The organism is Streptomyces sp. NPDC041205, assembly GCF_055591765.1.
In genome coordinates this window covers 1,238,040-1,250,061 of record NZ_JBVIZH010000003.1, presented here as the reverse complement: position 1 = coordinate 1,250,061, position 12,022 = coordinate 1,238,040, and the positions used below count along the sequence as shown (strand labels likewise).

At 70.3% G+C, this 12,022-nt stretch carries 12 protein-coding genes and 2 pseudogenes; 11 read left to right on the top strand and 3 right to left on the bottom strand.

Annotated features, from left to right (window positions below; translation table 11 throughout):
- Positions 1 to 155 precede the first annotated feature (155 nt).
- From ACZ6BG_RS19515 to ACZ6BG_RS19505, 3 genes are all read left to right on the top strand, one after another.
- Positions 156 to 881 carry a CBS domain-containing protein gene (locus ACZ6BG_RS19515; RefSeq protein WP_469002757.1) on the top strand — a complete coding sequence of 242 codons (726 nt, stop codon included), beginning with the start codon at positions 156 to 158 and terminating at the stop codon, positions 879 to 881.
- Between the two features lie 487 nt (positions 882 to 1,368).
- Positions 1,369 to 2,034: a DUF4389 domain-containing protein gene (locus tag ACZ6BG_RS19510; RefSeq protein ID WP_469002755.1), complete on the top strand. Its 666-nt coding sequence runs from the start codon at positions 1,369 to 1,371 to the stop codon at positions 2,032 to 2,034.
- Positions 2,031 to 2,411: a hypothetical protein gene (locus ACZ6BG_RS19505; RefSeq protein ID WP_469002753.1), complete on the top strand. Its 381-nt coding sequence runs from the start codon at positions 2,031 to 2,033 to the stop codon at positions 2,409 to 2,411. The genes ACZ6BG_RS19510 and ACZ6BG_RS19505 overlap by 4 nt, the downstream gene beginning before the upstream one ends.
- 42 nt (positions 2,412 to 2,453) lie before the next feature.
- Here ACZ6BG_RS19505 and ACZ6BG_RS19500 read toward each other — a convergent pair.
- The 3 genes and pseudogenes from ACZ6BG_RS19500 to ACZ6BG_RS19490 all read right to left on the bottom strand — a co-directional run.
- Positions 2,454 to 2,846 (bottom strand): annotated as a pseudogene (locus tag ACZ6BG_RS19500) (polyphosphate kinase 2 family protein); the annotation flags it as partial.
- Positions 2,813 to 3,208, bottom strand: a complete 396-nt coding sequence (locus tag ACZ6BG_RS19495; protein WP_469002751.1) for a molybdopterin-dependent oxidoreductase — start codon at positions 3,206 to 3,208, stop codon at positions 2,813 to 2,815. The pseudogene ACZ6BG_RS19500 and the gene ACZ6BG_RS19495, both read right to left, overlap by 34 nt.
- Before the next feature lie 102 nt (positions 3,209 to 3,310).
- A complete protein-coding gene (locus ACZ6BG_RS19490) occupies positions 3,311 to 4,306 on the bottom strand; it encodes an Acg family FMN-binding oxidoreductase (protein ID WP_469002749.1) in 996 nt (331 codons plus the stop codon).
- Positions 4,307 to 5,375: 1,069 nt separating this feature from the next.
- Between ACZ6BG_RS19490 and ACZ6BG_RS19485 the strand changes: the two genes are divergently transcribed.
- The 8 genes and pseudogenes from ACZ6BG_RS19485 to ACZ6BG_RS19450 all read left to right on the top strand — a co-directional run bounded on the left by ACZ6BG_RS19485 (position 5,376) and on the right by ACZ6BG_RS19450 (position 12,019).
- Positions 5,376 to 6,284 carry a universal stress protein gene (locus ACZ6BG_RS19485; protein WP_469002746.1) on the top strand — a complete coding sequence of 303 codons (909 nt, stop codon included), beginning with the start codon at positions 5,376 to 5,378 and terminating at the stop codon, positions 6,282 to 6,284.
- Positions 6,285 to 6,343: 59 nt separating this feature from the next.
- A pseudogene (locus ACZ6BG_RS19480) lies at positions 6,344 to 7,001 on the top strand (HAD family hydrolase).
- Positions 6,998 to 9,379, top strand: a complete 2,382-nt coding sequence (locus ACZ6BG_RS19475; RefSeq protein ID WP_469002744.1) for a glycoside hydrolase family 65 protein — start codon at positions 6,998 to 7,000, stop codon at positions 9,377 to 9,379. Before ACZ6BG_RS19480 ends, ACZ6BG_RS19475 begins: the two are co-directional and overlap by 4 nt.
- A 193-nt stretch (positions 9,380 to 9,572) precedes the next feature.
- Positions 9,573 to 10,280: an OsmC family protein gene (locus ACZ6BG_RS19470; protein ID WP_469002741.1), complete on the top strand. Its 708-nt coding sequence runs from the start codon at positions 9,573 to 9,575 to the stop codon at positions 10,278 to 10,280.
- Positions 10,277 to 10,486 carry a CBS domain-containing protein gene (locus ACZ6BG_RS19465; RefSeq protein ID WP_469002739.1) on the top strand — a complete coding sequence of 70 codons (210 nt, stop codon included), beginning with the start codon at positions 10,277 to 10,279 and terminating at the stop codon, positions 10,484 to 10,486. Before ACZ6BG_RS19470 ends, ACZ6BG_RS19465 begins: the two co-directional genes overlap by 4 nt.
- Positions 10,486 to 10,725, top strand: a complete 240-nt coding sequence (locus tag ACZ6BG_RS19460) for a CBS domain-containing protein (protein WP_469002736.1) — start codon at positions 10,486 to 10,488, stop codon at positions 10,723 to 10,725. The genes ACZ6BG_RS19465 and ACZ6BG_RS19460 overlap by 1 nt, the downstream gene beginning before the upstream one ends.
- Positions 10,726 to 10,845: 120 nt before the next feature.
- Positions 10,846 to 11,457 (top strand): hypothetical protein, encoded by a 612-nt coding sequence (locus tag ACZ6BG_RS19455; RefSeq protein WP_469002734.1) that lies wholly within the window; start codon positions 10,846 to 10,848, stop codon positions 11,455 to 11,457.
- Between the two features lie 13 nt (positions 11,458 to 11,470).
- A complete protein-coding gene (locus tag ACZ6BG_RS19450; RefSeq protein ID WP_469003023.1) occupies positions 11,471 to 12,019 on the top strand; it encodes a flavodoxin family protein in 549 nt (182 codons plus the stop codon).
- Positions 12,020 to 12,022 lie beyond the last annotated feature (3 nt).

Genomic DNA, 12,022 nt, shown 5'->3' with positions numbered 1-12,022 from the left:
AGGGGCAGTTCGGCCCCCGGGACCAGGGCAGTCGGCCCCTGCCCCGTCAAGCGACGGGGAGGGAGGCTGAAGAGGCAACGGCGGAGTCGTGGTTGGCCCACAGGCCGTGGAAGCGAGACCTTTCACGCCCCGTACCGGTGGAGGAGGAAATTGTCATGAAGACCCGCACCGTCGGCGAGGTGATGACCAGCGAGGTCGTCGAAGCCCGCCGAGAGACATCGTTCAAGGACGTGGCACGACTGCTGGACGGTCACCGGATCAGCGGGCTGCCAGTGGTGGACCACGACGACAAGGTCCTGGGAGTGATCTCCGAGACCGACCTGATACGCCGACAGGCGGTCCACGCCGCATGGCACGGCGGACGCCGATTTCGGATGCCGGCACTGCGTCGCTCGGCCCGCGCCGCGTCCGTGCAAGCGCGCGGCACGACCGCGGGGCAGCTGATGTCGACACCCGCGATCACCGTGCACCCGGAGCAACGCGTCGCGGACGCCGCACGCGTCATGGAGCGCCACCACATCGAGCGGCTCCCGGTGGTGGACGAGGAAGACCGCTTGATCGGCATCGCCACCCGGCGGGACCTCCTCCGTGTCTTCCTTCGGACGGACGACGAGATCCGGGAAGAGGTGATCGACGATGTGCTGACCCGCGCCATGTGCCTGCCTCCCCACACCGTGTTCGTCTCGGTCAACGACGGGATGGTCACGCTGGAAGGAAGGCTGGAACAGCGCAGCGACATCCCGCTGACGATCCAGCTGGTCTGGCGGGTGGACGGCGTCGTGGGCGTAGTGAACAGCCTGACCTTCCGCATCGACGACACCCAGCCGTCCGCGAAGCACCCTTCACGCACGAGCGGACACCCCTGGCTGGCAGAACGCTGACCGCGAACCATCGGTCAGCGCCTGAAGCGGAGCAGACCCGCCGTGGCGCCGACGGCGACAGCCACGCAACACATCATGCGCGCGGCCCCGGTGGGACTCCGCCTGCCATGACACGCTCGCAGCCCGCCCGCCCATGGAGGTCGACAATGCCGTGCCCGATCGTCGGGCGCCGCAGCAGGGGCGGGGTGTTCGACGGCCTTGGTGCGCAGACCGGAGACACGAAGTGGCCGACGAATCCGTACGGAAGTTTCATGCGGAACCGAGGACGCCGACACCATCGCCCCGGACACACACCTCGGCACAGCTCTCCACCCGTTGGACTGACTCCGGTACTCCAGACGGGAATGCGGGGTGAAGGGCGGCTGTGTACGGCCGAATGGGTCACTACGGGGCCGAAGGGCCTGTCGGACGGCCCCACACAGCCCTCGCGGCAGCACCTGTGCGCGACGACGCTGGTCATAGGCCACCCCCGAAGGAGCTGATCGCCATGACGACCCTGCCGGGAGTCCCCGGCCGGCCGGTCCGGGTGAACGCGGTGCTCGACGCGCCGCTGTCCAGGTGGCTGTGGCTGGTGAAGTGGATCCTGCTCATTCCGCATTACGTCGTGCTGTTGTTTCTCTGGATCGCCTTCGCCGTGGGGAGCGTCATCGCGTTCTTCGCCATCCTGTTCACCGAGCGCTATCCGCGCGCGCTGTTCGACTTCAACCTCGGTGTGCTGCGCTGGAGTTGGCGGGTCGCCTACTACTCTTACGGCGCCCTGGGCACGGACCGGTACCCGCCGTTCAACCTGGGCGAGGAGCCGGAGTACCCGGCCCGGCTGGACATCGCCTACCCCGAGCGGCTCTCCCGCGGCCTGGTGCTCGTGAAGTGGTGGCTGCTGGCCGTCCCGCACTACATCGTCATCGGCTTCTTCCTCGGCGGCTTCTACCGCGGCTGGTGGTCCGGCGGACTCGTCGCCGTCCTGACGGTGATCGCCGCCGTGATCATGGCCTTCACCGAGAAGTACCCCAAGAGCTTGTTCGACCTCGTCCTCGGCCTCAACCGGTGGGTGCTGCGAGTCGCCGCCTACGCCGCCCTGATGACGGACGCGTACCCGCCGTTCCGGCTGGACATGGGCGGTACGGAACCGACCGGCCAGGAGGAGACACCGTGATCACCGCACTCGCGACCGCGTTCTTGATCGTGCACGGGCTGCTGCACCCCGGCGTCTGGGCGGCACCGGTGCAGCCCGACAAGCCGCCTCCCTTCGATCCGGGACACTCGTGGGCGCTGGCGGCGGCGCACGTCTCCGCCGCACCGGCGAGGGCCGCGGCGCAGGCGCTCGCCTGGTACACCGCCCTGGTGTACGTCGTCGCCGGCGCGGGCACGGCCGCGGGCAGCGACTGGTGGCCCACCGCGGCGATTGTGGCGGCCTCAAGTGGGCTCGTCCTCAAGGCGATCTGGTTCGACCCGTGGCTCACCATCGGGATACTGCTCGACGTGGGCGTCATCGTCGCCGTGGCCAGCACCTGGCCGGCTTCCCTGTATTGAACCGGCTGCAGGGCAGCACCTGGTCGTCCCGGATTCCTCCGTCAGCGACGCGGCATGGTCGGGAACGACATTTGCCAGGTGCGCGGTGGCCGCTGGTAGCCGGTGGACGGCGGGCGCGGGGGAACCTTCAGCGGCAGCCGCCTCACCTCGTGGTACGGGATGGTGGACAGAAGGTGAGCGATCGTGTTGATGCGCGCGCTGCGCTTGTCGTCGCTCTCCACGATGTACCAGGGCGCTTCAGGGATGTCACTCGGGGATGTCAGTGTGGACGGGCATCCCGTCCTTGGCACGGGAGTACGCCTCCCAACGGGAGATGGACTCCAGATCCACCGCCGACTGCTTCCAGCGGCGAGTGGGGTCCTCGAGCCTGGTGCGAAAGCGCTGCTCCCGCACGGCGTCGCTCACGGAGAACCAGTACGTGCGCAGCAGGGTCCCCGGTGCGTACACCCCAGGGCCGCGCTCGTCGAGGGCCACCAGGAGCAGCGGTCGGTGTACCGCTTGACGTGGTCCGTGAAGTACGGGGTCCGCCGGTCGACGAAGAAGTCCTTGAGCACCACGTGCCCCATGGCCAGGGCGCCGTCGGTGCCCGGCCGGGCGGTCAGCCACTCGTCGGCGAACTTCACGTTGTCGGCGTAGTCCGGCACCACGGCCACGACCTTCTGGCCGCGGTAACAGGCCCCGGCCATCCACTGCGCGTCCGAGGTACGGGTCACGGGCAGATTCGAACCCCACATGATCACGTACCCGGCGTCCCACCAGTCTCCGGGCTCCGGTACGTCGGTCCGGTCGCCGAACACCTGCGGCGAGGCCGCCGGAAGGTCGGCGTACCAGTCGTAGGAGGACAGCCTGACTGGGACAGATGCCGCGCTGCGCCGGTCGGCGCGCGGCAGGGGCAGCCCTCAGCAGCCCTGCCGGTCGGCCGATCCGGTATCGAGCAGCTTGTGCGCGGCGCGCCGTGGGGTGGCGGGTCCGTCCGGGCCGTATCCCAGACGGATCAGCATCTGGGCGGGTGCCCGGCTCAGGGACCGGCGCAGGTCGGGCCATTCCATCGGCTGGTGCAGCACGGACGCGCGCAGGCCGTGGGCCGTCGCGACCAGCAGGACGTGTTCCAGCGCCTGCCCGGCCCGCAGCCAGTCGGCGCGGCGGTCGTGCTCGGTGGTCAGCAGCGCGATGACCGGCTGAGGTTCGAACGGTTGCGAGGAGAGCCGCTCCGGGTGCCGCTGCGCGGTGAAGTCGCGCATGGGGAGACGCTCGTGGGAGTCCTGCGGGCCCAGTGTTGTCCGCGGGAGCCCGACGTCGTTGGGCTCGTACCAGTCGGGGTGTATCCAGCGGCGGCTCTCGGATCCACGGTCGGGGTCGTCCCTGTTGCGCCTTTCGGCCTCTGCGGTCACCCGCAGCAGGCGGGCCGTCTCGTCGGACGCGGGGAAGTCGAGCCGGGTGCCCTCGGCGTGTGCGGCCTCGGCGAGTTCGGCGCGCACGTGCGGGGGCAGCGGTTTCGCGGAGAAGGGCAGCCGACTGCTGTGCCTGCGCCCGATCGCCTCGTACAAGTCGGCGCGGTGCGACGTCGTCGACCGGGAGGCGGATCCTGTCAGGCGGACGGTGGCGAGCAGTCCGGGGTCCCCCGGAGAGGGCAGCAGCCGAGTCACGGGCGACCAGCCGAAGTGGGCGACCGCGACACGGAGGTTGAGGACGGACGCCCCCACCGAGAGGTGCAGGGCGCGGCCCATGGGATCCGTGTGCCGCAGACCACGTTCCGGGGCTGCGCGTACCTGGAACGTGACGGTCTCGGGGACCAGGCGGTAGCACCACGGCTGCGTGTTGTAGATCGAGGGCGCGGCGACGGCGGCCGAAAGGCAGGCTTCCAAGGTCGAGGCGTCAAGGGTCGCGGATCGCATGATGTCCTCCTCGCCAGACCGACGTCGAACAGGGAGTGCTGTCCTTTGAGACTGCGAGCATCCGGGCTGCCCGGCGAGGGGCCGGTGGTCCCTACTCGGGGTCCGGGCGGTCCGGACATGCCCGGTGCGGCGGTCGGCCTCATCACCGACCAGGGCTGAACTGACCATCGCCGCACATGCCTGGTCCCCCAACGGCCCCTCGAACACGTCTGGTCAGCCCATGCCGCGACGCGTTCCCAGGTGTCACCTTGCTGACTGTGTCGACGAGGAGGTGCGGTCCGACGCACAAGGGAAAGCCCACCAAGCAGTCGTTGTGGCGGTGGCCGGGGCAATCGCCTGCGACGGCGCGACGACATCGTCGAGGCATGGATCGTGGTGGCTGTACGGACGGTCATCGCACTGGGCGGCACGCTCGCGGGCGTGGTGACGACTCGTGCCGCCGATGCGTCCTTCACATAGCTGCGCGAAGGACGGCATGCGGTCCCCGCTGTGCTCGTCGAGAGCACAGCGGGGGCTGAGCCGACGGAGGACGGCGCGTACGGCGAACGGGGCCGGGCGAAGGTCCGTTGGACCACGTCGGACGGTTCCACGCATACCGGCCGGACCTCGGTTGACTCCGAAGTCGGGAGGGCGTGCTTGGGAAGGAGGCCGACGCGTGGGGCACTGGTGATCGTGTTCAGCCTCACCGAACTCGGCTAGCGAGGCGAAGCGCCGGCCCTCGACAGCTCCGCGTGAGCTGCTCTCGTAGCGACCGGTGGCATGTCCGCCATGAGGGCGCAGAGGCGTAGGCGAGAGCCCGCGGGTCGTCCGGCAGACGCAGGCTCTTCCTTCATGAAGCATCAGGCCCGCCGTGGCGTCCGCTGATCTGGGGTTCGACATCCACGACGCCTTCCACAGCACGTGTCAGACGCGCGGCGACCGGTACGAAGACTGTCGCCGACAGGACCTCACGCTGTGGGCCGACTGTCCCGGAACGAGGGCCGAACCGGCCCTCCTGTTGCCCGCGTTCGCCGTGTCACGGTGGGGTTGTGGAACCCCTCCGGCATGCGCGTGAGAGGCGGTACGGATCATGGAGCTGCCCCTGGTCGTGGGCGTCGACGGATCGGAGTCCAGCCTTCGGGCGGTCGACTGGGCCGTGGACGAAGCAGCGCTGAGCGGGCTGCCGCTGCGGCTCGTGTACGCCTCGCGGTGGGAACGGTACGAACTCGTGTACGCCTCGCGGCGGGAACGCTACGAAGGGGGCGACCTCGCCGCCGGCGTCAGCAAGCCCTCCGCGCAGGAGGTGGCCGAGAGCATCGTCCGCGTGGCGGCGGAGCGGGCCCGGCTGCGGAATCCGGACGTGAAGGTCACAGCCCACGTGTTGCCCGAGGACACGGAAAGCGCACTGCTGCGCGAGTCACGCAACGCATCTGCCCTGGTCACCGGGGAGCGCGGCCGGGGCCAGGTGGCGGAGCTGCTGCTCGGCTCCGTCAGCCTCGCGATGGCGTCCCGGGCCCACTGCCCGGTGATCGTGGTGCGGGGCAGCAAGAAGAGCCGCAGCACTGGGCACGGACGGATCGTGCTCGGCGTGGGCGATGAGGTGAGCGGGGCGGCCGCGATCCGCTTCGCCTTCCGCGAGGCCGAGGTCCGCCACTGCGTCATCGATGCGGTACGCGCCTGGCGGTGCCCTGCGCACGAGACGGCCGATCACCCGCTGCTGGCCGGAGAGCCCGCCCACTACCACCAGCAACAGGCGGTGGAGCTCCTGGGCGCTGCGCTGCGCGACCCGATGCGCGAGCGCCCCGAGGTCGAGGTGCACCGCACCATCACCGAGGGCCCGGCGCGCAAGGTGCTCCTGGACCGGGCTTCCGACGCGGACCTGCTGGTCGTCGGTGCCCGCCGACGCCACGGACACTTCGGTATGCAGCTCGGCCGGGTGGGTCACACCGTGCTGCATCATGCGGACTGCCCGGTGGCTGTCGTCCCGCACCGCGGGTGAAACCGTGCCTCGCGCGACCCCGGAAACGCCGGGGGCCGCCGTCCAGGAAGGGCGGCTTCGTGACCGGGATCTCCGCACCGCTCAAGGGTGTACAGGACGTCGTGTGCGACACCGACGGAGTGATCACCGGTTCGGCGCGAGTGCACGCCACGGCCTGGAAGACGGCCTTCGACGGAAAATCCCGGCTGGACGGAGCCGCCCCTTTCCTCGTCTCCCGCGGGCTGCGGCCGTCCGCCTCCGCGGTGGCCGCGGTGGCCGCGGGCAAGGAAGCGCTCTTTGTCGAGCAGTTGCGCAAGGGCGGTATCGCCGCCTATCCGGGAACGGTGCGGCTGCTGCACGTGCTCAGCGCAGAGAGCGTACGCCTCGCCGCGTCTCCACATCCCGGCACGTCCGTGAACTCCTCGTGCGTTTCGGGGTGTTCGTTTTCTTCGACACCCTCGTGGACGGTGCCGAGGCGGCGAGGCTGGGGCTGCCCGGCAAGCCGGATCCCGCGCTCTTCCTGGAAGCGGCCCGCGGGCTCGGCAGTCCGCCGGCCCGCACCGCGGTCGTCGAGGACGCTCTGGCCGGCGTCTAGCGGGCAGGCGAGGCGGCTTCGGCCTGGTCATCGGCGTCGACCGCGCGGCCGGCCCGAACGCAAGCCTCCAACTGAGGCGTGACGACGCCGATGTGGCGGTACGCGGCCTCGGTGAACTGCTCACAGAAGGAGCCCCCGCGTGACCGAATCGACCTGGGAGTACGAGGGCTACGACCCGGCGCAGGAGCGGCTGCGGGAATCCCTGTGCACGCTGGGCAACGGCTACTTCGCCACCCGCGGGGCAACCCCCGAATGTGCCGCGGGCGCCGTGCACTACCCGGGCACCTACGCCGCGGGCTGCTACAACCGGCTCGTCTCGGACGTGGCAGGACGCCAGGTCGAGAACGAGGACATGGTCAACCTGCCCAACTGGCTGCCGCTGCGCTTCCGCATCCGCGGCGAGGACGGCACCGGTCGGTGGCTGACCCCGGACGTCTCCGATGTCCTCGATCACCGCCAGATCCTCCATCTGAGTACGGGCATCCTGGAACGCCGGACACGGTACGCGGACGAGACCGGGCACCGGATCAGCGTGCGCCAGCTGCGCCTCGTACACATGGCTGACCCTCATGTGGCCGCGCTGCGAACCGAGTTGACCGCCGAGAACTTCTCCGGCGATCTCGATGTCGAGGCGGCTCTGGACGGGGGCGTCGACAACTCCGGGGTCGCGCGCTACCGCGATCTGAACGGCAGCCATCTCACCCACATCCACACCGGCGCGGCCGCCCCGGACACCATCTGGCTGCGCTGCCGCACCAACACCTCCGACATCCGCATCGGCATGGCGGCCCGCACAGCCACGTCCACCGGGACAATGGCAGCGACCCACCACGAAGGTCCGCGCGCCGCCCAGCGGTTCCGGCTCACCCTCGCCCCGGACCGCACCGTCACCGTCGACAAGACCGTCGCCCTGCACACCTCCCGGGACCCGGCGATCAGTGACCCGCTCCGGGCCGCCGTCGACCGTGTGAGCAGCGCGCCCGGCTTCGACGAGCTGCTGGAATCGCACCTCACCGCATGGGATCTGCTGTGGCGCAGGGCCGAATTGGATGTACCCGGCGAAGCCGGCCGCATCCTGCGGCTGCACCTTTTCCACGTGCTGCAGACCCTCTCGCCGCACACCGCCGAACTGGACGTGGGCGTACCGGCGCGCGGTCTGCACGGCGAGGCCTACCGCGGCCACGTCTTCTGGGACGAGCTGTTCGTCCTGCCGTATCTGAACCTGCACTTCCCGGAGGTCTCCCGGGCGCTGCTCAGCTACCGTCACCGACGGCTCGAGCAGGCGCGCTCCGGAGCATCACGAGCCGGACGGTCCGGTGCGATGTACCCGTGGCAGAGCGGCAGCGACGGCCGCGAGGAGACACAGGAGCTCCACCTCAACCCGCGTTCCGGACGCTGGCTGCCCGACCACTCCCGGCTCCAGCATCATGTCGGCTCAGCCGTCGCCTACAACATCTGGCAGTACTGCGAGGCCAGCAGGGACACGGAGTTCCTGCACACCAAAGGTGCCGAGATGCTGCTGCAGATCGCCCGCTTCTGGGCGGACTCGGCGACGTACGACGACGACCTGCGCCGGTACCGGATCCGTGGCGTGGTCGGCCCCGACGAGTACCACGACGGCTATCCGGGTGCCGACCGGCCAGGGCTCGACGACAACGCGTACACCAACGTCACGGCCGCCTGGGTGCTCGCGCGCGCCCTTGACCTGCTGCGCACACTCCCTGAACCACGGCGACGGGAATTGGCCGAGCGCACCGGATTCGACGGCGGCGAACTCGAGCTGTGGGAGGACGTGTCCCGCTCGCTGCACGTCCCCTTCCACGCCGGTGTCATCAGCCAGTTCGAGGGATACGGCGAACTGGCCGAGCTGGAGTGGGAAAAGTACACGAACAAGTACGGCGACATCCGGCGGCTCGACCGCATCCTGGAAGCGGAGGGCGACACCGTCAACCGCTACCAGGCGTCCAAGCAGGCCGACGTGCTCATGCTGGGCTACCTCTTCTCGCCCGCCACCCTGAGGTCACTCTTCGGACGGCTCGGCTACGAACTGGACGACGCCGGCTGGCGCCGCACCGTCGACTACTACCTGCGCCGCACCAGCCACGGCTCGACCCTCAGCGGGCTCGTGCACGGCTGGGTACTGGCCAGGGTCCGGAGAGCCGAAGCGTGGACCTTCGTACAGGAGGCCCTGAAGGGCGACATCGCCGATCTGCAGGGCGGCACCACCGGCGAGGGCATCCACCTGGGCGCCATGGCCGGCACCCTCGACCTCGTCCAACGCGGACTGACGGGCCTGGAAACCCGGGGCGGCGCCCTGTGGCTCGACCCGGTGCCGGTGCCCGAACTCGCCGAGTACCGATTCGCGATCCGCTACCGGGGTCACTGGGGTGTACGCCTGCGCATGCGCCCCGGGCGGCTGCACATCGAGGTGCCGGCCTCCGACCGCTCCCCTATCGACGTCGAGCTGCCCGACCGGGCCGTGTCCGTGAGGCCGGGCGAGTCGTGTGAGCTGACGCTGTAGCGGTGATCCAGCCCGCGTCATGGGGCGCCGGAGTTCCCTGACACCTGGGCACGGCAAGGCAGGGCGGCCAACGGGACTCGGATGCCGGGCCGGACGGCCACCCGGGAGGGGACCGAACGCCCCTGGCCGCCGGAGTCGACAAGGCCTGTGCTGAGTGTGTGGGCCAAACGCTCGCCGAACATGGGAGACCGCGATGACGTGGAAGAGGTCCTTCACCGAGCCCAGCCGGACCCGTACGGAATGCGGACGCACCATCGCCGTGTCCCGCTTCGACACCGAAGGGCTGCCAGCCGGATCGGGGCGCGTGATTCTCGACGTCCCCCGCGAGCCGTGCGACGACCGCCAGATCCGGGCGAGCCTGACACCGCGTGAAGCGCGGGAACTGGCCGGGACGTTGCTCGCCCAAGCAGCCGCCGTCGAAGTCGGCGAGGCGCAGCACGCGGAAGGCGGTGTCCGGGAAGCCGCTGCCCAAGATCAGGTCGAAGTGGTCCATGTCCAGGGCGACGCCTACGGGGTCGAGGTCCGCGGGCACCGTCTCGCTGTCGACCAGCCTGTCGACGGCGGCGGTTCGGACACGGCGCCCACCCCCGTGGAACTCTTCGTCGCCTCCCTTGCCACCTGTGTCGCCCACTACGCCGGCCGATACCTGGCCCGTCACGCACTCGACCGCGACGGTTTGACTGTGACCGCCCGCTACACCATGGCCACGGGCCGCCCGGCGTGCGTCGCCTCCGTGGCGCTCAGCGTGACCGCTCCGGGACTGCCGCGCGAGCGGGTCGCCGGACTGCTGGCCGTGGTGAAGCACTGCACGGTCCACAACACCCTTGAGCACCCGCCCGAGCTCACGTTCGGCATCACCTCCGCGGTCTCCCTGGCCTCGCAGCAAGGAGTAAGGCCATGAAGATCTCCGACCTCATGGACTCACCTGCCGTCACGGTGCCCGCGGACGCCCCCGCCCGGCAGGCCGTTCTCCGCATGGAGGACAGCGCGGTCGGCGTTCTGCTCGTCGAGAGCGGCGGCCGGTCGCAGGCACCCTCACCGATCGCGATGTGGTGGTCCGCTGTCTCGCCCGAGGCGCGGATGCGGACACCCCGGTGTCGGAGCTGATGTCCAAGCCCGTCACCTCGGTGGCGGCCACCCACGAGGTCGCGGCCGCGCACCACGCGTTCCGCCGGCCCGGGGTGCGGCGGCTGCCCGTCCTCGACCGTCACCGCGTCGTGGGCGAACTGGCCCTGGACGACCTGGTCCTGGACGTGTTCCAGCGCCTGGCGGGTCTTGGGCCGGTCGCCTGCTCGGTGCTACGAGAGCCGCCCGAGCCTCTTCCGCACTCGGGGACCGGGAGCTGATGGAGAGACCTGCGGCGGGCGTCGCGGTGCCGGTCGGCCCGGGGCACAGGCCGACCGGCCCTGCGCCCCGGCGCCTGGAACGGGTCATGATGGTGAGGGGCAGTGATCCGGGAGGATCTGATGGACACGAAGACCTCGACCCCGACCCGCACACCACTGCTGCTGGACGGTGTGCTCCCGAGTTTCCGCTTCGCGCGTCTGGAGGCCACGGCGATCGCGGCTCCGCCGGACGCGGTGTTCCACGCCGCGCGCGAGCTGGATCTGCTCAGCGTCCACGCGCCGCTGTTCGACGCGGTGATGTGGGTGCGCGGGATGCCGGACAGGCTCCTGGACCGAACCCCGCCCCCTCTCCCGTCGATGCGGGTCGCCGATCTCTTCGACCTCGCACGCAAGGGCGAGCAGCCCTGGTTGCCGCTGGGCGAGGTCCCTGGCCGCGAGCTGGTCTTCGGTGCGGTCGGCAAGGTGTGGCGGCCGTCGATCGAGTGGCGGTGGATCGCGCCGGAGGACTTCACGGCGTTCGACGAGCCGGGCTGGGCCAAGATGGCCGCCTCGTTCGTCGTTCACCCGTACGGGAAGCGGCGTGCCCTGCTGACCTACGAGGCCCGCACGGCCTGCACCGACCCCGAGTCCGCCGCGCGGTTCCTGCGGTACTGGACCCTCGCCTCGGGCAGTATCGGCCTCGTGCTGCGCGCCACCCTCAAGGCGGCCAAAGCGGCCGCAGAGCAGAAGTGAGGAGTTGAGCACGATGCGAGTGGTGATCGTCTACGAGAGCATGTTCGGCAATACGCGGGAAGTCGCGGAGGCCATCCGCGACGGTGTGCGGCGAGCCAGGCCCGACGTACAGGCCGACTGCCTGCGCGTGTCCGAGGCAGGCCCCGAGCAGATCGGGGCGGCGGACCTCCTCGTCGTCGGAGGCCCGACACACATGCGGAGCATGACGACCCGTATGTCACGGAAGATGGGCCTGACAGCCGAAGAAAGGGAACACGCGGAGGACTCCGCCGGTCACGAGCCCGACCCGGGCGCGGAGGGGCCAGGGGTCCGCGGCTGGTTCCACAGCATCCCGCCCGACGCGCACGGCACCCACGCTGCCGCCTTCGACACCCGTGCCGACTTCCGCCTCGCCGGCGGTGCGGCACCCGCCATCGCGCGCCGACTGCGCGGTCACGGCTACGAACTCGTCACCGGCCCCGAAGGGTTCATCGTCGAGGACTCCGACGGCCCGCTGCGCGAGGGCGAGGCCACCCGGGCCGCAGCGTGGGGCGCCGGAATGCTCGACGCCGTCGGGGCTTGACGC